The organism is Ligilactobacillus hohenheimensis (assembly GCF_947381805.1).
GTDB classification, from domain to species: Bacteria; Bacillota; Bacilli; order Lactobacillales; family Lactobacillaceae; genus Ligilactobacillus; species Ligilactobacillus hohenheimensis.
Genome location: NZ_CANCXC010000002.1, coordinates 134,864 through 159,864, shown reverse-complemented (window position 1 = coordinate 159,864; position 25,001 = coordinate 134,864). Strand labels below are relative to the sequence as shown.

At 51.4% G+C, this 25,001-nt stretch carries 21 protein-coding genes and 1 tRNA gene; all 22 read right to left on the bottom strand.

The window, feature by feature from the left end; translation table 11 throughout:
• Positions 1-12 precede the first annotated feature (12 nt).
• The 22 genes from rbsK to QOR60_RS04480 all read right to left on the bottom strand — a co-directional run bounded on the left by rbsK (position 13) and on the right by QOR60_RS04480 (position 24,864).
• Positions 13-918: a ribokinase gene (rbsK, locus tag QOR60_RS04585; RefSeq protein WP_283582182.1), complete on the bottom strand. Its 906-nt coding sequence runs from the start codon at positions 916-918 to the stop codon at positions 13-15.
• 178 nt (positions 919-1,096) lie between these two features.
• The gene (gene whiA, locus QOR60_RS04580; protein WP_283582181.1) at positions 1,097-2,041 is read right to left on the bottom strand and encodes a DNA-binding protein WhiA; all 945 of its coding nucleotides are present in this window, start codon (positions 2,039-2,041) and stop codon (positions 1,097-1,099) included.
• An 18-nt stretch (positions 2,042-2,059) separates the two neighbouring features.
• Positions 2,060-3,076: a gluconeogenesis factor YvcK family protein gene (locus QOR60_RS04575; RefSeq protein ID WP_283582180.1), complete on the bottom strand. Its 1,017-nt coding sequence runs from the start codon at positions 3,074-3,076 to the stop codon at positions 2,060-2,062.
• Positions 3,073-3,963: an RNase adapter RapZ gene (gene rapZ, locus QOR60_RS04570; RefSeq protein WP_283582179.1), complete on the bottom strand. Its 891-nt coding sequence runs from the start codon at positions 3,961-3,963 to the stop codon at positions 3,073-3,075. Before rapZ ends, QOR60_RS04575 begins: the two co-directional genes overlap by 4 nt.
• Before the next feature lie 72 nt (positions 3,964-4,035).
• Positions 4,036-6,882 (bottom strand): excinuclease ABC subunit UvrA, encoded by a 2,847-nt coding sequence (gene uvrA / locus QOR60_RS04565; protein ID WP_283582178.1) that lies wholly within the window; start codon positions 6,880-6,882, stop codon positions 4,036-4,038.
• A gap of 15 nt (positions 6,883-6,897) precedes the next feature.
• Positions 6,898-8,901: an excinuclease ABC subunit UvrB gene (gene uvrB / locus QOR60_RS04560; protein ID WP_283582177.1), complete on the bottom strand. Its 2,004-nt coding sequence runs from the start codon at positions 8,899-8,901 to the stop codon at positions 6,898-6,900.
• 208 nt (positions 8,902-9,109) lie between these two features.
• Positions 9,110-10,102 carry an LCP family protein gene (locus tag QOR60_RS04555; RefSeq protein ID WP_283582176.1) on the bottom strand — a complete coding sequence of 331 codons (993 nt, stop codon included), beginning with the start codon at positions 10,100-10,102 and terminating at the stop codon, positions 9,110-9,112.
• Between the two features lie 118 nt (positions 10,103-10,220).
• Entirely contained in the window at positions 10,221-11,246 is a 1,026-nt protein-coding gene (locus QOR60_RS04550) for a glycosyltransferase (protein WP_283582175.1), read from the bottom strand.
• Between the two features lie 44 nt (positions 11,247-11,290).
• On the bottom strand, positions 11,291-12,832 hold the full coding sequence (locus QOR60_RS04545; RefSeq protein WP_283582174.1) for a lipopolysaccharide biosynthesis protein: 1,542 nt from the start codon (positions 12,830-12,832) through the stop codon (positions 11,291-11,293).
• 5 nt (positions 12,833-12,837) lie between these two features.
• On the bottom strand, positions 12,838-13,968 hold the full coding sequence (locus QOR60_RS04540; RefSeq protein ID WP_283582173.1) for an EpsG family protein: 1,131 nt from the start codon (positions 13,966-13,968) through the stop codon (positions 12,838-12,840).
• Positions 13,969-13,982: 14 nt separating this feature from the next.
• Positions 13,983-14,966, bottom strand: coding sequence for a Stealth CR1 domain-containing protein (locus tag QOR60_RS04535; RefSeq protein WP_283582172.1), 984 nt, complete (start codon positions 14,964-14,966; stop codon positions 13,983-13,985).
• A 10-nt stretch (positions 14,967-14,976) separates the two neighbouring features.
• Positions 14,977-16,083 carry a glycosyltransferase family 4 protein gene (locus tag QOR60_RS04530; protein ID WP_283582171.1) on the bottom strand — a complete coding sequence of 369 codons (1,107 nt, stop codon included), beginning with the start codon at positions 16,081-16,083 and terminating at the stop codon, positions 14,977-14,979.
• On the bottom strand, positions 16,083-16,712 hold the full coding sequence (locus QOR60_RS04525) for a sugar transferase (RefSeq protein WP_283582215.1): 630 nt from the start codon (positions 16,710-16,712) through the stop codon (positions 16,083-16,085). Before QOR60_RS04525 ends, QOR60_RS04530 begins: the two co-directional genes overlap by 1 nt.
• Before the next feature lie 104 nt (positions 16,713-16,816).
• On the bottom strand, positions 16,817-17,776 hold the full coding sequence (locus QOR60_RS04520) for an NAD-dependent epimerase/dehydratase family protein (RefSeq protein WP_283582170.1): 960 nt from the start codon (positions 17,774-17,776) through the stop codon (positions 16,817-16,819).
• Between the two features lie 15 nt (positions 17,777-17,791).
• Positions 17,792-18,586, bottom strand: a complete 795-nt coding sequence (locus QOR60_RS04515; RefSeq protein WP_283582169.1) for a tyrosine-protein phosphatase — start codon at positions 18,584-18,586, stop codon at positions 17,792-17,794.
• Positions 18,586-19,392, bottom strand: a complete 807-nt coding sequence (locus QOR60_RS04510; RefSeq protein WP_283582168.1) for a CpsD/CapB family tyrosine-protein kinase — start codon at positions 19,390-19,392, stop codon at positions 18,586-18,588. The genes QOR60_RS04515 and QOR60_RS04510 overlap by 1 nt, the downstream gene beginning before the upstream one ends.
• A 3-nt stretch (positions 19,393-19,395) precedes the next feature.
• Positions 19,396-20,175, bottom strand: a complete 780-nt coding sequence (locus QOR60_RS04505; protein ID WP_283582167.1) for a YveK family protein — start codon at positions 20,173-20,175, stop codon at positions 19,396-19,398.
• A 36-nt stretch (positions 20,176-20,211) separates the two neighbouring features.
• Entirely contained in the window at positions 20,212-21,282 is a 1,071-nt protein-coding gene (locus QOR60_RS04500; protein ID WP_283582166.1) for a serine hydrolase domain-containing protein, read from the bottom strand.
• Positions 21,283-21,914: 632 nt separating this feature from the next.
• Positions 21,915-21,999, bottom strand: a tRNA-Leu gene (locus QOR60_RS04495).
• 35 nt (positions 22,000-22,034) lie between these two features.
• Positions 22,035-22,478: a SprT family protein gene (locus tag QOR60_RS04490; RefSeq protein WP_283582165.1), complete on the bottom strand. Its 444-nt coding sequence runs from the start codon at positions 22,476-22,478 to the stop codon at positions 22,035-22,037.
• A 74-nt stretch (positions 22,479-22,552) separates the two neighbouring features.
• The gene (gene nadE / locus QOR60_RS04485; RefSeq protein WP_283582164.1) at positions 22,553-23,380 is read right to left on the bottom strand and encodes an ammonia-dependent NAD(+) synthetase; all 828 of its coding nucleotides are present in this window, start codon (positions 23,378-23,380) and stop codon (positions 22,553-22,555) included.
• On the bottom strand, positions 23,380-24,864 hold the full coding sequence (locus QOR60_RS04480) for a nicotinate phosphoribosyltransferase (protein ID WP_283582163.1): 1,485 nt from the start codon (positions 24,862-24,864) through the stop codon (positions 23,380-23,382). Before QOR60_RS04480 ends, nadE begins: the two co-directional genes overlap by 1 nt.
• Between the last annotated feature and the right edge of the window lie 137 nt (positions 24,865-25,001).

Below are 25,001 nucleotides of genomic sequence, written 5' to 3'. Positions count from 1 at the left end.
TTTATGGTTAAATTATATCTCCCGGAGATACGGAATCGACGGCTGGGCGCCAAACCGCTGCACGGTAATTGCCGCCGCCCGGTTACTGAACTTAATTGCCTCGACCAAGTTATCCTGGTTGGCGTGCAGCACACTGCTGAGGGCCCCGATGAAGGTGTCCCCTGCGGCCGTCGGGTCAACGGCCTTAACCTTGAGGGCGGGAATGAGGCCACTGGTCGTCTGGGTGCTATAAAACGTTCCCCGGCTCCCCAGGGTAATCAGCACCGTTGCTACCCCGCGGGCGTGAAGCTTTGCGGCCACTTGCGCCATATTATCCTCGTCCGTGACCGGAATTCCGGTTAAAATCTCCGCTTCCGTCTCGTTCGGCACAATGATGTCGGTCAAAGCCAGCAAATCATCCGGCACGTCCGTTGTGGCCGGCGCCGGGTTAAGAATCGTCCCCCGGTGGTGAGCCCGGGCAATCCGGAAGGCCTCTGCGGTACAGTCAAACGGCGTTTCAAACTGGGCCACCACAAAATCACTAGCTGCCAACATTTCCGCGTGGGCGGTCACGTGATCCGGCTTAAACGCCATGTTAGCCCCACCGTGCACGTAGATCATGTTATCCCCGGAATCGGTCACGATGACAAACGCCTGCCCGGTGTTTTGGTTGGGAAGCTGTGCAATCCCCGTGCAGTCGATGTCCGCCTCTTCCAGCAGCGTCAGCATCATCTTGCTGACTTCCTGGTCCTCGCCGACCGCCCCGATAAAGTGGGTGGTCGCCCCTAACCGACTCGCAGCGATTGCCTGGTTGGCGCCCTTGCCGCCACCAGCAGTAAAGACTTCCTTGACGTGCATTGTGGCCCCCGACTGAGCCATTTGCGGCACCCGCAACGTCCGGTCAAGATTAATGCTGCCAATTACCGTTACCTGATTCATAGTTTCCTCTCCGCTCTAATAAATTCCGGGATCCGCGTCCCGCGTCCATTGAGACAGTATATTGGATTTACCCCGAATCTTCAATTACTCTTCATATACACCAAGAGGGCGTGTCGACTGACACACCCTCTTGGTTCATCCGAACGCAGTTCCGTTCGTTTTTTCGTTTTAACATGGCTTATCCCTGAGCGCCGCCTGCCCGCACCTTTTCTGCGTAAGCGGTCAGTTTCCGCAGCCGGTGGTTGACCCCCGATTTTGAGATTCCGCCGGGAATTAGCTCGCCGAGTTCCTTCAAACTGGCTTCCGGGTTGGCTAGGCGCACCTCCGCCACCTCGCGGAGCTTGGGGGGGAGCTGGTTTAACCCCACCGTCCGCTCAAGAAACTTGATATTATCAATCTGCTGGTTGGCCGCGTCCGCCACCTTATTCAGGTTCGCCGTCTCACAGTTAACAATCCGGTTCACCGAGTTCCGCATATCGCGCACAATCCGGATGTCCTCAAACTTCAGCATGGAAGTCGTTGCTCCGATAAGCGACAGGAAGTCGGCAATCTTTTCCGCTTCCTTGAGGTACGTAATGTACCCACTCCGCCGTTCGGTCTTCCGCGCATTGAGCCCGTAGTGGTTAATCAACGCGCAAATGGTGTCGTTGTGCTCGGCATACAGGGAGTAGATTTCCAGGTGGTAGCGACTCGTTTCGGGGTTATTAACCGAGCCCCCCGCTAAAAACGCTCCCCGCAGGTACGACCGCACCGCCGCGTCGGTCGGGAGGTTTTGCGAATCCACGGTCGGTTTGAGCTGAAACCCGTCCAAAATATCCAGGTCCTGCAAGATCCGCTCGCTGCCAGTCTTGAGGCGCACGATGTACAGGTTGTTCTTTTTAAGCTTCATCTTCCGCCGCACTAGTAGTTCGGCTTCAACCTGATAAAACCGTTTAAGGAGCTGGTAAATCCGCCGGGCAATCGCGGGGTTCTCCGTCTGCACGTTAAGCACAAAGTGGTGGTTTACCAGCTCGAGGGCCCCGTTCATCCGGATGAGGGCCATCAGCTCCGCCTTCGCGTTCGCCGCGACGTGCACGTCCAGCATCGTGAGTTCCTTTTTTACCTGGCTTGCGTATGAGGCCACACCGACCCCTCCCTTATCTTAGTTGTATTCGTTCGCATCCCATGACCGGGGCCGCCCCATCAGCTTAGTGAGTTCAGCTACGACCTTCGAGCCGTTGTGGAACACCCCGTGATCACGCAGGCGCAAGAAATTATCCGAAATTACCCGGCATCCCTGCGCGCGTAACCCGCCAAAGTCGTACCGCACCTGGTCGAGGTACTCGTCGTACCGCTGCCGGTCCATGTAATCAGCGGGCACCCGTTCGGTATTAACCAGCACCGTATCGATGTAGTGGCCCCCCAGGTGATCGTTTAGCACCCGGACGTGGTCGGCATCGGTGAAGTGCTCGGTTTCCCCCTTCTGCGTCATGATGTTGCAGATGTACACCACTTCGGCGGGGGTCTGCTGGATCGCCGTCCGGACGTTTTCAATCATCAGGTTCGGCAGAATGCTGGTAAACAAACTTCCTGGCCCCAGCACAATCTGGTCGGCGTGCATAATGGCGTCAATTACTTCAGGAACGGCGGCGGGTTTACTCCCGTCAAGGGTTGTCACCCACACCCGTTTAATCGTCTTGCCCACGCCGGAAATCTCGGATTCCCCGGCCAGCGTGGTTCCGTCCGCAAACTCAGCGTTGAGAACAAGGGCCGTGTTGGCAACCGGGTAAACGTGGCCGTCGACCTGCATGAGCTCCGCCAACTTCTGAACGGTCGCGAAGATGTCGTCCCCCATCATTTCGGTCATCGCCGCAATGATGAGGTTGCCCATCGCATGCCCCGCAAAGAAGTGGTCGTCGGACCGGAAGCGGTACTGGAAAATCTCCTTTTCAAAGTCACTGAGCCGCGACAGGGCCACCAGGACGTTGCGGATATCGCCAGGTGGCACCACGTTCACGTAGTTCCGCAGGATCCCCGACGAACCGCCGTCATCCGCAACCGTCACCACGGCCGTAATATCCGCTCCGGAGGCCCGCAGGTTGTTTAAAATAACGGGTAACCCCGTTCCCCCGCCGATCACAACAACGCGGGGCTTTCTTCCACGAACTGTTAGTTTCATGAGCGGTTCACGGTCTCCTTTCTCCGTTGACTATCCCGGTGGAAAAGCCGCACCGGGTACTGACCATCCTGCTGGAGGTCCGCTGCCAACCGCCGGGCAATCGCCACGGACCGGTGCTGGCCACCGGTACACCCAATCGCAATCGTCAGGCTGGTCTTGCCCTCATCGATGTATCCGGGAAGGGCGCAGCGCAACGTTTTAAGGTAGTTCTGATAAAACTCCTCGGTCCGCGGGGAGTTCATCACGTAGTCGTATACGTCCTTGTCCATCCCTGTTTTTTCCTTTAATTCCGGGACGTAGTACGGGTTGGGCAAGAAACGCACGTCCATGACGACGTCCGCGTCGATCGGGAGGCCGTACTTAAAGCCAAACGACACGACCTGCACGTGGAACGGTTCGCTTTCTGCGGTAGCAAATTTCTGGAAAATCTTTTCCCGGAGTTGCCGCGGACTAATCGTGGACGTGTCGATTACGACCGACGCCCGCGAGCGCATTTCCGCCAACATCGCCCGTTCCTTCTTAATGCCGTCCAGCACCCGGCCGCCCATTGCGAGCGGGTGGGACCGCCGCGTTTCCTTGTAGCGGGCCACCAGTTCCTCGTCCGACGAATCCAGGAATACAATCCGGGGCTGCACCCCGCCCTGAGTATCCAGTTCCTGTAAGACGTTCACGATTTCCTTATAAAATTCAGGCGACCGCGCGTCCATCACCAGCGCCACCCGCTTGTACTCCGCCGAGTTGTGCAACAACTCCATCAGCTTTGGCAAAAGCAACGGGGGCATGTTGTCTACGCAGAAGTACCCGAGGTCCTCAAAGCTTTGCATGGTAACGGTTTTGCCCGCACCACTCATTCCAGTAATAATTACCAGGTCCATGTCATTGGCCATCCCAGCAACCTCCTCTCTGGTTTACGTTTGTTCAACATTATAGCATAGGGCTTTTTGGAAAACCGGCGCGCCTTAATTTATTTGCCCGATGGTCCGGCTCCGCACCTTGTCCTTCAAATACAGTCCCGTATAACTTTCCGGCACCGCACAAATCTCCTCCGGCGTTCCGGTGGCCACCACCGTGCCACCACCGTCCCCGCCTTCCGGACCGAGGTCGATGATGTGGTCGGCGACCTTAATCACGTCGAGGTTGTGCTCGATGACCGTCACGGTGTTGCCCTTATCAACCAGCCGCTGCAATACGCCCAACAAGCGCTTAATGTCATCTGTGTGCAACCCCGTCGTTGGTTCATCCAGGATGTAGAACGTCTTGCCGTTGCTCTTCTTGTGCAGTTCACTTGCTAACTTCATCCGCTGGGCTTCACCCCCTGATAAGGTCGTGGCTGGCTGGCCCAGCTGGACGTAACCCAACCCAACGTCGGCAATCGTCTGTAGCTTCCGCCGGATCTTAGGGATGGCATCGAAAAACTCGAGTGCTTCGTCAACCGTCATCGCCAGCACCTCGGCAATGTTCTTGCCCTTGTACTCCACTTCGAGCGTTTCGGAGTTATACCGCGTCCCGTGGCACACTTCACACGGCACGTACACGTCCGGCAGGAAATTCATTTCAATCTTAATAATCCCGTCTCCATGGCACGCCTCACACCGGCCGCCCTTCACGTTAAAGCTAAAGCGCCCCTTGCCGTACCCGCGCATCTTGGCAGCGTTCGTCGTCGCAAACAGCCCGCGGATGTCGTCAAACACGCCGGTATACGTTGCCGGGTTACTCCGCGGCGTCCGCCCAATCGGCGTCTGGTCAATATCAATGACCTTTTCGAGGTGTTCCACCCCGGTAATCTTCCGGTAAGCGCCCGGTTTGGCCATACTGTTATTGAGCTTCTGGGCCAGCGCCCGCTTTAAAATCAGGTTAACCAGTGTAGACTTGCCAGAGCCCGACACACCCGTGACCGCGATAAACTTCCCGAGCGGAAACGCCACGTCAATCTGCTTAAGGTTGTTGGCTGCCGCCCCGTAAACCGTAACGGCGTGCCCGTTTCCTTCACGGCGGGTTGCTGGCACCGGAATAAACTTCTTCCCAGCTAAATACTGTCCGGTCAGGGACTTCCGGCTGCGGGCCACCTGCTTGGGCGTTCCGGCCGCCATGACCTCACCCCCATTGGCGCCCGCACCAGGCCCAATGTCAATCAGGTAATCAGCCGCCCGCATCGTTTCCTCGTCGTGCTCCACAACGATCAAGGTATTCCCCAGATCACGCATCTGTTGGAGCGATTTAATCAACCGCCCGTTATCCCGCTGGTGGAGGCCAATCGACGGTTCGTCCAGCACGTACATTACCCCGGACAAATTCGAGCCGATCTGGGTTGCCAGCCGAATCCGCTGGGCCTCACCCCCGGAAAGCGTCCGGGCTGACCGGCTGAGCGTCAGGTAGTCCAACCCGACGTTGTTCAAAAACGTCAACCGGTCATTAATTTCCTTGAGGATCGGCCGGGCAATCTGTTCGTCCTGCGCATCAAAGGTCAGCTGACTAAAGAACTTGGCTGCGTCCACCACCGGCAGCTCCGTGGCCTCACCGATGTTTTTGCCCCCGACCTGCACGGCCAGCGCCCGCTCGTTCAGCCGGTAGCCGTGACACTGCTGGCACGGCAGTTCCGTCATGTACTTACGTAATAGTTCGCGGGTAAAATCACTGCCGCTACTGTGGTACCGCCGGTCAACGTTTGGAATCACGCCCTCAAACTGCATGTCAAGGTCGCGCGCGCCGCCCATTTCGCTCCCCTGGAACCGGAAGTGGAACTCTCGCTTTCCAGCACCATACAGGATGGTGTGCTGGGCGGCCTTGCTGAGCTCTTCAAACGGCACGTCAAGCGGAATGCCAAACTGCTGACAGGCCTGCCGCAACATCGTCGGGTAGTACTGCGTCGTTGCTGAGTTCCACGGGACCACCGCGCCCGCTTCAATCGACAGGCTCTTGTCCGGAACAACCAGGTCGGGATCAACTTCAATCTTGTAACCCAACCCGTCACACGCCGGACAAGCCCCGTACGGCGCGTTAAACGAAAACAGCCGCGGCTCGAGTTCGCCAATCGTAAACCCGCAGTACGGGCAGGCAAAATTCTCGGAAAACTGCAGCGGTTCGCCACCAATCACGTCAACCGTCATGAACCCGTGGGTCAGTTTGAGGGCCGCCTCCACCGAATCAAAGAGCCGCGAGCGAATCCCCTGTTTCACGATAATCCGGTCAACAATCACCGCAATGGCGTGCTTCTTGTTCTTTTCCAGTTCCGGCACCTCGTCCAGGTCGTAACGCTTCCCGTCAACCATCACCCGGACAAACCCGGCCCGGCGAATTTTCGCCAACACCTGCTTATGCTGGCCCTTCTTATCCCGGACCACCGGCGCCAACAGCTGCAGCTTGGTCCGCTCCGGCAGCTGCAGGATGCGTTCGACCATCTGCTGGGGCGACTGGCGCGTAATTACGTGCCCATCGTGTGGGCAAACCGGTGTTCCAACCCGCGCCCACAACAGCCGCAGGTAGTCGTTAATTTCCGTTACCGTCCCGACCGTTGAGCGCGGATTATGGGACGTTGTTTTTTGGTCAATGGAGATGGCCGGCGAAAGCCCGTCGATGGCATCCACGTCCGGCTTGCTGGTTTGGCCTAAAAACTGGCGGGCGTATGCCGACAGGCTCTCCACGTACCGCCGGCGCCCCTCCGCGTACAGCGTGTCAAATGCCAGCGAACTTTTCCCGGAGCCGGATAACCCCGTCACCACCACCAGCTTGTTTTTAGGAATCGTGACGTCAATGTTTTTCAAATTATGTTCACGTGCTCCGTGAATCACAATCTTATTTTGTCCCACACTTTCACCTTCCGTTTACTCACCAATCTGTAGTTTCAATTCCATAATCGTATCCCGGAGCGTGGCGGCTTCTTCGTAGTTCAATTCCTTCGCCGCCCGCTGCATCTGCTGCTCCAGGTTGTTAATCAGTTCATGCTGTTCGGCGCGACTCATCTTACTAAACTCGACCTCGTTTTCGGGTTCGTCCGCATTCTCCGGCGTGCCACTCGTTACGGAAATCGCCGCGCTAATCTTCTTCTTAATCGTGTGCGGCGTAATGTGGTGCTCCTGGTTGTACTGCTGCTGGAGCGTCCGCCGCCGCTTGGTTTCATCAATGGCCGTCCGCATCGAAGCCGTCACCTCATCCGCGTACATGATGACGTGCCCGTGTTCGTTCCGGGCAGCCCGCCCAATCGTCTGAATCAACGAGCGTTCGTTGCGCAAAAAGCCTTCCTTGTCGGCATCCAATATTGCCACCAGGGAAACCTCCGGCACGTCAATTCCCTCCCGCAGGAGGTTAATGCCGACCAACACGTCAAACTTACCCAGCCGCAGGTCCCGGATAATCTTCGTCCGCTCCAGCGTCTTGATGTCCGAGTGCAGGTACTTCACCTTGATTCCCAGGTCCTTGAGGTAGTCCGTCAAATCCTCGGCCATCTTCTTGGTAAGGGTCGTAACAAACACGCGCTCGTTCTGAGCAACGCGTTTGTTAATCTCGCCCACGAGGTCGTCCATCTGACCCATCACCGGCCGCACCTCAATCTCGGGATCCAGTAGCCCCGTCGGCCGGATAATCTGTTCGGCCACGTGGTCGGTCCGGTCCAACTCGTACGGGCCGGGCGTCGCGGACATGTAGATGATCTGGTGGACGTGCTGTTCAAACTCGTTAAGCTTCAACGGCCGGTTATCCACCGCACTCGGCAAGCGGAACCCGTAGTCCACCAGCACCTGCTTCCGTGCAAGGTCGCCGTTGTACATTCCGCGCACCTGCGGCATCGTCACGTGGGATTCGTCGACCACGATCAAAAAGTCGTCCGGGAAAAAGTCCAGCAGCGTGTGCGGTGGCTGCCCGTGCTTCCGCCCTTCCAGTGGCGCCGAGTAGTTTTCAATCCCCGGGCAATACCCCATCTCGCGCAGCATTTCAATATCGTAAGTAGTCCGCTGCTTGAGGCGCTGAGCCTCCAGGAGTTTGCCCTCCTTTTCGAAGTAGGCCTCCCGCTCATCGAGTTCCTGCTGGATGGCCTTGATTCCCGCATCCAGGTGGACCCCGTCAATCATGAAGTGCGACGCCGGGAAGATCGCCACGTGATCCCGGTCGCCGAACACCTCGCCGGTCAGCGGATCAATTTCACGCATCCGGTCGATTTCATCGCCAAAAAACTCAATCCGTAACGCCCGCTCATCGTGGGACGCCGGGAACACCTCGACAACATCGCCGTGCACCCGGAAACGCCCCCGCTGAAAGTCAATGTCGTTACGGTCGTATTGAATGTCAACCAGCGCCCGCAACAGATCGTCCCGCTCAAGCTGCTGGCCAACCCGCAGGGAAAGCACGTGCTTCTGGTACTCCGCCGGATCCCCCAGTCCAAAGATGGAGGAGACCGACGCCACCACAATCACGTCGTTCCGCTCCAGCAACGAACTCGTCGCGGAGTGGCGGAGCTTATCAATCTCGTCGTTAATGCTGGAATCCTTTTCAATGTACGTGTCACTGGACGGAACGTACGCCTCCGGCTGGTAAAAATCGTAGTAACTAACAAAGTACTCAACCGCGTTGTGCGGGAAGAATTGCTTGAACTCGCTGTATAACTGCCCGGCCAGCGTCTTGTTATGGGCAAGCACCAGCGTTGGCTTGTTGGCCTGCGCAATCACGTTGGAAATCGTGAAGGTCTTCCCCGTCCCTGTCGCTCCCAGCAAGATTTGTTCCTTCGTACCGTTTTGGAGTCCGGCCGTTAACTGCTGGATGGCCTGGGGTTGGTCCCCCGTTGGCTGATACTTGGACACCAGCTCAAACTGCCGGTCCGCCTGCCGTTCAATCATGCGTGCTTCCCCTCCGTTCGTACTAACTTAAAGTAATTCTATTCTACCACGCCGAACATACTTTCGCATTTCACCCGTAAAACACATTTTCCCGGACGCATTTACCCAGCCCGTTTACTCCAAACTATGCGGAAACAGCAAGAAGGCCGTGACCCCCGTCACAGCCTTCCGTGGTCCCACCCAGAACCTTAGTATGTGTCCGTATTCTCTACTTAGTGTCAATCGTTGACGGGGCTAATCCCAGCGATTTCCGAACAACGTTGGAAATATGCTGGCGTTCCTGAACCGAAACAACCTGGAAGTCAATCCCATCAAGGGTTTGGTTCGACCCTTGAGCGTAGAGACTTTTAACGTTCTTTGTCGCCCCACGGTACGATGCCAACTTCTTCATATCACCAAGCGTCAGGTTAGTCCTTACTTGGGACGAAATCGAATCGAGGAAGTTCGTGTTCAGAATCGTTGACGGGGAAATTGACTTCTTCATCAGTGCGGTAATTACCAGTCGTTGCCGTTCCTGCCGGCCATAATCACCCCGGGGATCCTGGTGCCGCATCCGCGTGAAGTTAAGGGCGGTCTTCCCGTTCATGTGTTCCGCTTCACCCTCCGTAAAGCTTGAGCCACCGTAACTAAAGGTCAACGGCGACGTCACGGTGACGCCCCCAACATCGTCAATGGCTTTCCCAAGCCCACCCATGTTAACCAAAACATAGTAGTCAATCGGGACGTTGAAGTGGTTTTCAACCGTCTTGATAGCTTCCTTTGGCCCACCGTAGGTATACGCCGAATTAATCTTTGCCGGCGAATACTGCGGAAAATCAGCCAGGTCAACCTTCATGTCACGCGGAATACTTACCAACGTTGTCTGATGTTTCTTGGGGTTTAGGGTCATAATCATCATCGTATCAGTCCGGCCCTTGTAATGCCGCCCCAGGGCGCCGGTGTCGGTTCCCAGAATTAAAATCGAAACGGGCTTCTTCTGCGCGAGTAAGGACGCCGTGTTCCGTGAACCACTCACGTCCACCTTCTGGTACATTTTATTCGTGATTCCCTTTAAGTTATTGAATGCCTTTAAAGAAACCGCACCGGTTAAAATAACTAAGGCCGCCACGACCCATAAAATAACATTTCTTACAACGTGCTTCTTCTTTTTAGGAGCTTGATGGTGATCCCGCGTCCGCGATAATTTTTCATTGTCATTCATGTAACTAGCCTCTTTCGTCTGTTTCCATAAAGTAAGATGAATCCAGTTCTCCACCCCTGTAAGGTAATTACAGCGGTCTTCTCCATTTTAACATATCCGGGAACCATTCTAGCGCTCCCTAGGAGAGCCACTGATTATATATTTCTTCCATGTCCCTAGTACACTTAACAATATCGAAGTTGGCGTACTCCTGCAGGGCAACCGTTCTGTGCGGTTCCTTTTCCCTGTCCGCCAGAATACGCTGTCCCCATTCATCCACGTTCTGCTTGCTGAGGACGGTTAAATTATTGCTTATTTTCGCCTCACTAGGCGTGCCTTCCTGCGATGAATACACCCTTAGCCCGTTAATCTCCGCTTCAATAATTGAGGTTGCAATCCCCTCATACCTTGTCGGCAGGACGTACGCATCCAGGGCACTCAGGTATTTCTCGGGCTCCCGGACGTTGCCCGTAAAAATTATTCCACTGCCCTGATCCTGCTGCATGATGCTTTCCTTGTACTTACCGTCCCCGATAAAAACACACTTAACCCCACGCACTCCTGCAAGCCGCTTGAAGATTTCGTTGGTGTATAACGGGTCTTTCTGGTCGTCCATCCGCGCAACACACCCCACTAAGTACTCGTTGGGGGCTACACTAATTTTCTTCCTAATGGCATCGCGGTTTTCCTTTGAAAAAACAAATTTTCTAATGTCAAACCCGAAAATCAACTTAACGGTACTATTCCTGGTAAACATAAACTGCGCCGCTTCCCGGCTGACAGCACACTTCACGTCAATATTACTGTTAAGCCCTCTTTTTAAGAGCTGATGAACCAGTAATTTTTTCCCCAGCTGCTTGGAACTATGCGAATGAACGATCACCTTTTTCCCCAACTGCTTTGCCCACTTAGCTTCGAAGTAGGAAAAGGCATACGAAGAATGAATATGCACGACGTGATAGTTCTTCATCACTTCCATTAATTCCTTTTTATATTTAAAAAGGTGTTTTGCCTTAGGACTCAGGTGGTAGACCCTTCCCCCCATCTCCTGAATCTCCGGCTCAAAGTAATTTTCCTCCGGTGAATGAACCACAAAGTCAAACTGATAACGCGTCCTATCCAGGTTTTTATACATTCCCATCAGGAAACGCTCAATCCCGCCCATGTTCATACTCCCGGGTAAAATTTGTAAAATTCTCTCAACCAAAATTATGATTCCCTTCTTGCGGTCATTCCGCAAACGATTCTCTTTAAGAGCCCAATCATATAATCAAAAGCGGCGTCCTTATGGTAAAACACCATGAACAACACGTTATAAAGAAACACACTGAGAATAATATTAACGACTATCTGTAATAATACGTTTGATACGTTCCACAAAACAAAAATGGAAATAAGCCTGATTACCGCAACGCTCACGACTGCCGTGACCGTATACTTAATGAACACCTTATAGTACTCAAAAACGCTTGAGCGGAGCCCATACCTGTATAAAATCAGCGGTTCAATCCAGAGGTTCAAACACGTCATACTGATGATGGTCCCCAGCAACGTTCCCAGGATTCCCAGGTGTTTTGCCAGAATGATGGAAAAACCAACGTTGACCACCGCTTCAATTAACGGCAAAAACCGGTCATACCAGTAGATTCCCAACGCATCCCGGTAAGTCAACACCGGCCTTCTCATCTGATAAATGTAAAAGTTCAGGACAATGGCAATCAGCACACTCTCTTTTAGAACGAAGACGCTTCCGACCCATATCCTGATGAAAGGGTTAAAGACCATATACAAGCAACACGAAACAAACGAAATCAGCCAAAAACTAAGAAAGAACACCTTTTCAAAGTTGTCTTTTAGTTTTCCGGTCGTCTCCGCCCCCAGGTTCCCCACGCTGGCAATTACCGAGTTAAAAATCTGCCCAAAAACGATGTTTAGTGCGTTGGTCACCATCTGGTAGTTTGAATACTTCCCCACTTCAACGATCCCAGAGAACCGGGAGATAACAATGTTATCAGTTGACGTGACCACCGTCCCACCAATCTTGTGCAGGCTCATTGCGTACGTATTCTTCGCGATTAACTTGAGGGTCTTAGAATCTAACTTCTTCGTATCCTTCTCCAGCAAATACGGATACATCTTATCCGCCTTTTTTGAAATCAAAAAGTTCTGAACGAACGTGAAGAAGATCATTACCAGGAGGTATACGACGTAGTTCCTGGTAACCACCAACAGGATCCCCTGAATGATACTCATTATTACAAACGAGACATACGTATACACGACGGTAATGTGCCTGTATTGATCCGCAACGATTAGTGACTTTTTGTACGAGTAAAAGTAGGAGATTGAACTATTAATGATAAACAGGATAAAAATTAGGTCTAAGTGGTGAATATTCCCCCGGTGCACAAAAAAGGGCAGGGTCGGCACGAGCAGTACCCCAACAGCAAAAACAACAATGCCGATGGAAATATAGGCCCGCTTATAGAGCTTCATTAATGCCTTAATCTGTTCGACATCGTTTTCGGCTAGGGGTTTATATAAGCTATAATTAATCGCCGACCCGATCCCTAGTTCCGTTAACGACAGGGCCGAAACGATACTCGTAAATAGACTGTCCACCCCCAGATAATCCTTGGAGAGCGTGTGCACGAATACAATCCGTAGTATAAAACTAGCTAATAGCCCAAAAACCTGCCCCACTACGGCATATATAATATTTTTTACTGAGTTTTTTGTTCTGCTTTCCAATATTATTACCTACTCATAAATATCCTTAACGGAACCGGATAATCATTGTAAATCGTTGAATAGTTGAAGTAGCTCAATTCGCCGGAGAAAATCGTGAATAAGAAGCAGAAAACAACGAGCGCTATCCCCAAACAAATCTTCCTATTCCCTGTTATTATTTTTCCTTCAATTCCGTCTGCCAATAGCAACGGAACGAACTGGTAAAAGTAATACGACAGCCTGGCGACGTACACAAACCGCATCCCGATAATTGAGAAACAAATCCCGATCATTATCAAAGTCAGATATTTATTCATGTACTCTGGCATTTTATCCCTTGAGCCGTGAAAGAGGGCAATAACAAGAAGGTAAAAGGCCAGGTTGATAAACGGTCCCAGCATCAACCGCAGCTGGACCTTTTGGAAAATTGTCAGGTAGATTGCGTACTTTGCGAAAACCGGAATCTTTACTATGAGTTCGATGCACGGGACAATAAAGACCGCCAACATGCAGGCCGCCCCGACCGAATAAGCTAACTTCTGGGCGCTGAACCGCGCGTTCCGCACAACGACAAAAATTATTCCGATGATAAGGGCCGAAACGTGAAAGAGGCTCGCCAAAAAGGTTAGGCCGCAAAAAAGCAGGTACCTTCTTTTCTGTAAGGCAAAATATGCGAAGGACATGATTAACATTGCCATGTACTGCTTTAAAATGTTGCACGACACGGCAAAAAAGCCCGCTAACAGCCATATCATCACCGAGTAGCGCGGGTTCGCTGAATGCTTCCTAAAAATCATCCACAGCATTAAAACAAAAATTGCCGTGGTGACAAAGAAGATGGTGTATGACCCCCCGATGTACTTTTGTACCAGGTAGCATAACGCTTGAAAGGCGTTCTGATACCTGAACGTTATGACTGCTTTCAGGGAACTGAAGTAGCTGAGAACCTCGTTGTATAGGACATAGTAGACTTCACCGTCCGATGAAAAATTACAACTAATCGCGGAGACAACGCCCAGGGCAATCAGGCTAACCAGCGCCCCCCGTTTTTTATTGTGTTTAAAAAGGCGATTACAAAACAGGAGGAACGCAACAACCAGCAAGCATACTAACGTATACTTCAAAGAAAAAACAAACATCCTTGTTACTCGTGGCATAGTGCTCCTCCTATCTACAATTCAAAGGCCGACTTTTCCGCGAACTTTAACCCGTACAGCTCCCGTAACCTTTGGGTGCTGCTGTCAAAGGTCGCCGCGTCAACCTTAGCGGTATCGTTGATACAGATAACCTTATGCGTCCCCTTTTTAATGTCCTTCTCGATCTTCTGCAACTGGGTTAAATCATACTTCTTCCCAAAGCGGTAACTCCTTGGCTTGAAATTTCCTAGCGCCAATTCCTGGTACCGGATTCCGTTAATGGAGACATCCTCCGTACCCCGGAACCGGTTGCGCATCGTCCGTTCCACGTAGTCATGATTATCACTTATGAACCGCTGAAAGCTGCTCCTCGTAAACGAAAAGGGAATATGCGGGTCCACAAACCGCGTAAAGCGCGGCCATGGAAGGAGGCACAGACTTAACACGTTCCAGTAACCATACTTAAGATTGAAGTACTTAAAGGGTGCCTTTAGCATGACCCGCTTCTTGTTAAACCTTCTGTTGACGGTAATCACGTTGTTCGCGGTGATGTGGTCAAAGTCCTCGATGGGCATAATCACATTTTGGGCGGCAATGTCCTTAGGAAGACCCGTTCGCATGTCAAAGAAATCATCCGGCCTGACGTAATCATTTAAAAAGATGTCGTCGTTAAACACCACAAAATGTTCCGCAAGGCCGGCAATATTATTAATACTGAGCTCAATGACGTTTGAATTAAAGGTCGGTAAATACTTTTCCGCGATGATGTCCGTGTGGTCAACCACCACGACCTTTTCGGCATCCCTATTAAACCAGCGGGGAAGCTGATTGTCGGTGATTAAATAAATTTTATGCACCCACGGCGCGTATTTTTCAACCGCCCTAAACCAGTACTTAAATATCCCGTAGTCGCGAAAGCGCTCATCACTTTCCTCCTTGAGGAAGGGCTTCCTCTTGGAGATTAGCTGGGGATCACTTCCATCTACCCATGTCACCACGAAGTCTATATTAAAGTCCATAACACTACTTCTACTTTCTGTATTCGCCCATTAAATCCCTGTAAACGTTATTGGTTTTGTCTAACATCCCTTGAATTTTAAAGTCCTGTTCGTACAAACGCCGGGAATTTTCGCCCATCTTGGCTAGTAGCCCTGGCTTATTAATCGCTTCTTCCAGGCAACGGCCAATGCTCTCCTGGGTATTATCCACGCGAAAGCCATTAGCGGCACTGACAATTTCAGGAATCCCCCCAACATTTGAGGCGATGATCGGCTTCCCGAGCGGAAGTGCCTCTATCAGTGAGATTGGCAACCCCTCAAAGTTAGAAATCAGCACCACAATGTCGGCGTGCTGATAGTATTGCGCTACGTCCTTGACAGCGCCCATAAAGGAAAACGATGCGGTCGCCGAACCAACAAGCTGCTTGCACTTCTCGAGAAACTCCCCTTCCCCCAAAAAGGTAACGTGTACCCTACCTGAAAGGGCGCTATTTTTTATCGTATTAATTAATAACTCCTGGTTCTTGGGCGTGGCAAACCGCGCCGCCATGCAAAGTTCTAGTTTGTCAGTGGCGTGCTCCTCAGGGGGCCACTGTTGATCCTCAACCCCGTTATGGATGACGATTCCCTTATTTTTCTTTTGGAATCCCCTTAGTTGGGTGTTCCATAAATCCCGGTCAAACCGTGAAACAAAGATTATTTTATCGGTAAAGGGAATCAGGGCCCGTTCGACTATTTTGGCAAACCGCTCCCGGTTCTTCCCCACTCCTGGGGTGAAAGAGCTTCCGTGAACCGTAAAAAGGACTTTCACGTTCAGCCCAATTGAAGCAATCCTTCCTACCGTCCCCGCAACGGTCGAATGAAGGTGAACAATGTCAGGCTTGGAGCGCTTGAGAATCTTCCGGAGCTTACCCACGGTGATTAACACCTTATCTGGCCTTAAACTATTGGTCAGCGTTGCTACCTGGTAGACCTTGACCTGGGGGAAGTTCTGTCGCACGTCATCCACCAGTCGGCCACACTCGCCGACAACCAGCTCGACGACATTTCCCCGCGTAACCTGGTCCTTAATTAGACTAAATACGTGGGATTGTGCGCCCCCCCATGTTCCCTTAGTAATTACGTATACAATCTTCATTACCTTGCTCCATCACCTGTTAAAACAACGCGCACCGTTTCAAGGATAATCTTAAGGTCCTCCTTCAAACTGATGTTATCCATGTAATACTTATCGAGCTTGTATTTTTCTTCAGGGGTAACGTCGTACCCGCCGTGAACCTGAGCGTAGCCGCTTAGCCCGGGGAGAACCCGGAGCCGCTGCTCAAACCCCTTAACTTCCTCACTGAACTTTTCGGTTAATTCGGGCCGTTCCGGGCGCGGACCAATCATACTCATATCCCCCTTGATAACGCTCCATAGTTGGGGCAGCTCATCAATCCGTGTTTTGCGGATAAACTTGCCGACCCGTGTTACCCGGGAATCGTTCTTTGATGCCCACACAGCCCCGCTATTCTTTTCAGCATCCGTATACATTGAGCGTAACTTGGTTACCTTAAACCGTTTTCCCATTAACCCAACGCGTTCTTGGCTGTAGAACATACTCCCCGGGGTTTCCAACTTAACCAAAACCCCGAAAAGTAACACGATTGGGCCCGTTACAACCATTAATCCGCTCGCTGATAAAACGTCAAATAGCCGTTTAACCGGTAAATAAGCGCTTTTAAGCGGTGCCTTCAGCTTGCGCTCGTACGAATAGCTGGTGGACACCTCCTCGGTCGCCTCAACCCTTTTCTGTTTTAGTGCCTGGCGTTCAGCTGGTTGAACCCGGCTTAACCGTCGGACCTGGGAAATTCCCTTTGGTACGTTACTTCTCACGCCTCTGCATCTCTTTCGTTGTCACCGTAATCCCAGTACTTCTTTAACCCGGTTTCAATGTTATAAACCGGCTCGTAGCCTAAGCCCGCTAATTTACTAATATCAGCATATGAGTACTTAATATCACCCTGCCGGGCAGCTTCCTGCTTGACAGCGAGCTTCTTTCCCGTAATCCCCTCGTACGCCGCAATCATATCGTTAACGCTTGTCTTCTTCCCGGCAGCAATGTTGTACACGCCGTGGGCTTCGGCCGCCTTATCTCCGCGAGTCAACAGAAGCAGCGCATTGATAACATCATCAATGTAAACGAAGTCCCGCACCTGTTCACCATCACCGTAGAGGGTGAACGTCTTCCCCTCGCGAATGCAGTCCGTAATAATCGAAATGACTCCTGAATACGGGGAAGCAGGGTTCTGCTTGGGGCCAAAAACATTGAAAAACCGCACCGCAACCGTTGGAAGGCCGTACAAATTACCGTAGTCAATCATGTAGCGTTCCGACGCGAACTTGTCGATTGCATACGGTGTTAACGGCTTAATCCGTGACAGTTCCGTCTTTGGCAGCTGCGGGTCGTCCCCGTAAACCGCGGCCGAGGACGCAAACAGAATTTTCTTAACCGGCAGTTTCCGCTTCCGGATGACCTCTAGCAGAAAAACGTTTGCCTCCTGGTTGACCTGGTGGGTTTCGTACGGGCGGGCAACTGAATCCGCCACGCTCGCAACCCCGGCAAATAAGTAAATATAATCAAACTTGTTTTTTACTAATAAGTGTTCCATGAACTCCTTATTAGTAATCGACTCCTCGTAAAACGTCACCTGGTCCGAATCCGGAATGTTTTCAACTAACCCCATTGATAAATCATCAACGATTGTGACCCTGTCTCCCTGGGCGACTAGGCGGTCTGCAAGGTTTGAGCCGATAAACCCCGCACCACCAGTAATTAAAACGCTACTCATAAACAGTTATCCTTTCTATTTCCTGCTCTTAAAAAGCTTATCCCATAAACTCTTTTTCTTCGTTCGAATCGCTTGAATTTCCGGCACCGGGACATCCTCGCCGTTTAAAATCGCCTTGGCATTTCCGGTATATGTAACCGCCTTGTCACGGTCATTATCAGCCAGTTTCTGATAAGCAGCACTCATCCGGCTCCTCCTCCCCTTATACGCGTGGGCGTCCGAAGAAAAGGTTGTGCCCAGGTTGGCATCAATAATCTCCTGTGTTAACTGGGTAACATGCTCACCAAAGGCGTCCAGGTAACTGCTTGCCGTTAGTTGGGTCAAGCACCCAGCCCTAACCATGTCATAGAGCAACTGATGATTGCGTTGGATCCCCTGATTCCGCTCAGGATGAACGATTACCGGGGTAATTCCCCGGGTTTGCAACTCCGGCAAGATGTTGCGCATAAAATATTCTGGAACGTGCGTATGGGGTAACTCCAACATAAGGTAGCGGTTCCCCGCATCAGCATATAAAACGTCGTCATGGTCGATTGCTTCAATCAGGTGCTCCGTTAAGTGCACTTCCTGTCCCGGAAAAACCTTCAGCGGTATTTGCTCCTGCTCGAGGGCCTGCTGGAACGCCTGCGTTCTTTCAACTACATCCTTTTTATGATTAACATAGTTGCTATCCATGTGATGGGGCGTGAGTAACATATGCGTTACCCCGTCCGCAACCGCTTCTTGGGCTAATTCCAGGGAAGTTGCTAAGTCCGGGGAGCCATCGTCGACGCCCGGTAAGATGTGCGAATGTAAATCAACCAGTGTCATTACTTTCTCCCTCTTTTTTTCGAGCCCCTTCTTGAAGAATCGCTACTCCCATAGTAGCTGCCGGCGTAATATCCCCCGTAATAGCCACCATAATAGCCGCTTGCCTTTTGGGCGGTAAACCTGTTCATAATGACCCCCAAAATGTTGGCGTTCACCTGCTTGAGGAGCTTAACGGCGCTGGTCACCGCATCCTTGGTTGCGATTCCCTGGGGCACGACCAACGCAACGCCGTCTGCCCGGGCGGCAACAATCTGGCCATCAGTAACCGTATCAACCGGAGGGGCATCCAGAATAATGAAATCGTACTTCTCCTTTAAGAAATCCAATAATTGACTTAACCGGTCGGACCCCAGCAATTCCGCTGGGTTTGGTGGAATCGGGCCGCTTGTTAAAACGTCTAAGTTTTCGACCTCCGTTTTATCAATCATCTCAGAAATATTCACTGTCCTGGACGAGGAAGTAATGATGTTCGATAGGCCATAGCGGTTTGACACGTGAAATGTCCGGTGAACCGTTGGCCGCCGCAAGTCAGCATCAACCAACAGTACCCGCTTCTTTTCCTCTGCCCAGGTAATTGCCAGGTTGGCACTGACCGTTGATTTCCCCTCAGACGGCAGGGCCGACATAATTGCTAGGATTTTAAAATTCGGGTCTAGGAACGAAAACTTCAGGTTGGTCCGAATCGTCCGGTACTGTTCTGAAATCCCTGACTTCGGGTCGTCGCGGGTAATTAACGCGACCCCGTACTTCATGCTATCCTCGTCAAGCTTTGTTTTATTCTTTTTAAACCGATCAAAAAGTCCCATCAATTAAACCCTCCGTTTTCCTGAACCACGTGAAGTAATCCGGCCCGTTGAAATCAACTTCTTAACCTTACTTGCTGGAATTTCACTAACAATTCCGAGGTTATTCAATTCAAGGTCATCCGTAATAAACGATTCATCCGTAATCGTCCAGTCCAGTTCATTGGAAACAAATGCTAAAATCAAGCCTAAAACCAACCCGATAACGATTCCGATAATCGTATTCAACCCGACCTTCGGCGAAACCGGTGAAGAATTGGCAACGGCCTTTGACAAGATCGAAACATTATTTATACTCATAATCTTCTTGACCTTGGTCTTAAAAACATCCGCAGTGGTATTAGCAATCGCCGCCGCTAGTTGCGGGTTCTTTGCCTTTACGGCAACCGTGAACACCTGTGAATTTTGCTGGTTGCTAATGCTGATGCACTTCCGGATTGCTCCCGCACTAATATGGTAACCCTTATCAGCAAGCCGCCCACTTACCGTATTAAGAATTGTCGGGCTAGTAATAATGTCCTTGTACGTACTTATCATCTGGACATCCGCTTGAATTTGCCCCTGAGCATTGATTTGTTCCCGCGAATTATCGACTTTCCGGTTAACGAGAATGTCCGTGCTTGAACTATACTTGGGAGTAATAACAAAGAGTGAAACAAATAACGTGAGGACTGCGCAAATCACCGTTGTCCAAATAATTACATTCTTCCGCTTTCGCAAAATCCCCAAGACTTCACCAATGTCGCTAAATCTTAATGAATCCCGTTGGCTATCCGCCTCGTTCATGTGAATATCCCTCCTGATAACTATTTCTCCTGATAATTATTTTAAATTGTTAAATAACTTTTTGACAAGCGCCGTTAACCCGTCTTTACCGTTTGAATCGTTGCTCATCAACACAACCCCGGTCTTGCCATCCTGACTAACCGCAACCGCCGTCCGGTAGCCGGTAACCTTCCCCGAAGCATAATACATGGTACCCTTCTTAATCAGCCTTCCAGTGGGCTGACTCCCAGTAAAGTTGGGGTTATTTCCATAATTTTTAATCAAAAACTGGGTCAGCCGGAGCATTGCCTTCGGAGTGGCCACCAGCTGATTCCGCCCCATCTGGCTGTTCATTGCCTTTGTCACGGTGGAATCGGAAACCGCATGCCCGTTATTGTACGGGGTTGCCAGCTTATCATTATCAATCTGCGATACAAACTTAACCCCGGTTAGACCGTTCGGCTTGAGGAACGTATCGGTAATATAGCTGCGATACGACTGGTTTGTTACCTGGGAGATAATCCCTTCAAGCAACACGTAATTAACCTCTTGGTAATCATATTGTCCCGTTGATCCTGCCTCAGCATGATCAATGTTCCAGTTCAACACGTTTGATAGCTGATCACTTGGAACCGAATTATTTGATAGTCCCGATGTCATGTTCAAAAGCGACCGCACCGTCACCCTGTCCGGGGTTGACAACGAGCTGTAATACTCGTTAATCGGCGTCGAAAGTTTTAGCTTTCCCTGATCAACCAGGTGCAAAATCGCTGCCGCCGTCAGCATATTCTCCGTGTCGGTCGCGAGGTAAAACTTGCCGTCCATCTGACCGGCGTTTTTCCCCGTAAAATATGTTTGAGAAACCTTTCCGTTCCTTGCAATTACGTAGGCGCCAGTATAATTTTCATCCGTTAAGTCCTTACGGATGCTTTTTAGACTAGCATCCGTATCCACCTTGGCAGGCCCCTTCTTCGGCCTTAAAAAGTCCGTGTCCACAGAATTAGTATGCGCAACCTTCTGGTAGATGACATGCGCCATACTATTCGTATTATAGCGCGCAAGGACATAGCCTCCCGCACCGAGAGCGACAATTAGCCCCGCGGCCCAACCGATTGCCTTTTTCGTCATAAAACCTGTTCACTTCTCTCCCGAAAAATATGAGCTCTTTCTCATACACTACATGCTTGAGTGTATCATAATTCCACTACTTTCTTCCAAGTATCGTAAAAATCTAACCTTTTATAAACGATTTTAATCGTTTCCCTTTATCCGTGCAACTATCGGCGTCCTTAAAGGCCTTTAAATCGCGAAATAAATTAACCAAGTACAATAGTTTTCTATTACATATGCGATGGTTATCCGGTTATCGCCACATTAATGGACTGTGCCTTAACGTATGTTACAATACAGGTGCAATGAGTATGAAGCACATCGTGACATGCCAAAGTCACAAAAACGTTCGGGCGTTCCATTTAGGGACGCTCTTTTTATACTTCAAATTAACTAAAAAAGCACTGGCATATTCACACACCAGTGCCATATATAGTAAACTACAACTTTGTGTTCATACCTTAACTCTGCTCACAAAACACGTCATTCCAAAAGCCTGGTATAGCAATGATTAACCCCGTTTTTTTGTGTGCATTTCGTGTGCAAATCGTGTTCGCGAGCACGAAAAAAGCCGGTTTTTACCGACCGCTATAAAAAGAAAAACGCCGATATATCAGCGTTTTGGTTGGAAAGTATCGAACTGTTAAATATGCGGGTGAATGGATTCGAACCATCACGATCTAAACGACCACCAGATCCTTAGTCTGACGCGTCTGCCAATTCCGCCACACCCGCGAAACAATATCATTATACCAAGCCCGCGATGAATGTCAACGATTTTTTGCAGCCAGAGAAATACGGCCTCCACACCGGGCGCAAACATACCGCCGTGGATCCATTCGCCGTTGTCGCAAAATCTGCGCCCCGCACTGACGGCACACGTAAACGTACTTTGGCGGTCGCTTCTGGGCTGGGGCATACCGCCACCCGTCGACCCGCGCCAACAATACCTTAAAATCATGATCGCGGTGCATGTACCCCTTACCGGTTAGGTGGAGGTGGTAATGACACAACTCGTGCTTAATAATCCCCGCTAACGCATCCTGGCCCGCCGTAATCATCCGCGGATTAATCTCAATGTTGTGCGTTGCAAGCAAGTACCGCCCGCCGGTAGTCCGCAGCCGGCGGTTAAACGTTGCCTGGTGGGTAAACGGCCGCTGAAACGCCGTTAGGGAAAGCTGTTCCACTAACCGTTGCAACTCCTCATCCGTCATTCCGTTTCCTCCCGCATAATAAATCCGGGATTCGCTCCTGAACCCCGGAAAGACTTCCATAATATAACTACGCGTTATTTCCAGAAATCATCGAATACCGTAATCGGAAGGTGCCGCTTATGTTGCGTCTTCTGGTACCACTGCTCAATCTTCTCCGCCGCGTCAGCCGCAACGTCCTTCCCTTCGAGATAATCGTCGATATCATCGTACGTTACCCCCAACGCCACCTCATCCGGCAATGCCGGCCGGTTATCTTCGAGGTCAGCCGTTGGGGTCTTTTCGTACAGGTGCGCCGGAGCACCGAGCAACTCCAGCATTGCCCGTCCCTGGCGCTTATCCAACCGCCAAATTGGAGTAATGTCGGCCCCGCCGTCACCAAACTTGGTGTAGAAACCAGTGACCGCCTCAGCCGCATGGTCCGTTCCCACGACCGCACCGTGAAATTCCCCGGCAATCCCGTACTGGGCAATCATCCGCTGCCGCGCCTTAATGTTTCCCTTATTAAAGTCACTCACGGTCAACCCGTTTTTCTCCAAGGCCGCCACCATCGCATCGGCCGCCTCCTTGATGTTGACCCGCACCGTGCGGTCAGCACCGATAAAGTCGATCGCGTCCAGGGCATCCTGCTCATCAGCCTGTTCCCCGTACGGCAGCCGCACAGCGATGAACTGGTACTCATCATCGCCGGTTTCCTCCCGGAGCTCACTAATCGCCATCTGGGACAGCTTCCCCGTCAGCGTTGAGTCCTGGCCCCCGGAAATTCCGAGCACAAGGGACTTTAAAAACGTGTTTTTCTTCAGGTAATCCTTCAAAAAGTCAACCGACCGCCGAATTTCCGTCTGCGGGTCGATTGAGGCCTGCACGCACAAGGCGTTAATAATTTCCTGCTGCATTGGGCGCATTATTTCTCTTCCTTTCCGTTGGTTGCCTGCTGCGCAACCTGTTGCCGAACCTTCTTAATCATCCTCATCCGGTTGTCATAACACTTCTGGGACAAGTCCACCGGATAATCCTGCGGGTTGAGGTCTCGCTTATACTCGTTCCATAAATTACTGAGCCGCTCCCGGGAATAGTCCCGCACCGTTTCCAGTGACGGGAGCTCGTAGACCTGTTTACCATCCGCAAAAATCTCCCGCAAAAGCGGCCGGGCCTGGTAATCCCGCACCGTCTTATTAATGTACGTGTACTGGGGGTGGAACATGTACAACTCATCCTGGTTCTGCGGTTGCTCGTCTAGGAGGGCAACGTAATCTCCCTCCGACTTTCCGTCGCTCTTGCGGGTAATCCGCCACACCTGCTTTTGCCCGGGCGTGGACACCTTTTCGGCGTTGCTGGAAATCTTAATCGTATCCTCCAGCTCGCCGCTCGCATTTTCCATGGCCACCATCTTATAAACCGCCCCGAGCGCCGGTTGGTCGTATGCAGTGATCAACTTCGTTCCGACACCCCACGCATCAATCTTGGCTCCCTGCATCTTCAGGCTGGTAATCGTCTTTTCATCCAGATCGTTTGACGCGTAGATGTGTGCGTTAGGAAAACCGGCTTCATCCAGCTGTTCCCGCACCCGTTTGGAAATGTAAGCCATATCACCCGAATCAATCCGCACACCCTGGAAGTTAATCCGGTCGCCCATTTCCCGCGCAACTCGGATGGCGTTAGGCACCCCACTCCGAAGCGTATCGTAGGTGTCCACCAGGAAAACACAGTCGTGGTGGGTTTGGGCGTACGCCATAAACGCATCGTAGTCGTTCTGGTACGCCTGGACAAGCGCGTGGGCGTGGGTCCCGCTAACGGGAATCCCAAACAGCTTCCCCGCGCGGACGTTACTCGTCGCGTCAAACCCACCAATGTAGGCGGCCCGGGTTCCCCACAGCGCCGCGTCAAACTCCTGCGCCCGACGCGTTCCGAACTCCATCAAAAGGTCATCCCCGCACGCCGACCGCACCCGGGAAGCCTTCGTTGCGATTAGGGTTTGGTAGTTAACCGCGTTGAGGATCGCCGTTTCAACCAACTGGCAATCCACCAACGGTCCCCGAATCTCAATGAGGGGCTCATTGTTAAACACCACTTCCCCCTCCACAACGGACCGAACGGTTGACCGGAACTTGAAGTGCCGGAGATAGTCGATAAAAGCAGCCGGATAATCACCCACCCGTTGCAGGTACGCCAGGTCGCTTTCGGTGAAACGAAGGTTACGAATATAGTCTACGACCCGTTCAAGGCCCGCAAAAATCGCATACCCGTTTTCAAATGGAAGTGACCGGAAGTAAACCTCAAACACTGCTTGGCGCTGGTCAATTCCCTGCTCCCAGTAGGTTTTAATCATATTGATTTCGTACAAATCAGTATGAAGGGCCAGGCTATCATCCGGATATTGTTGTTGCATCTGTAATTCCCCACTTATTCTTTATCGTCGAATACCTTATAATAAGCATTGTTTGTGGTAATTCTACCACACTTTATTTTAAATTTGGACTGCCGGTAGTAGTTTGCCGGCACGAGAGGAGGTTCCCCGTGAAATTC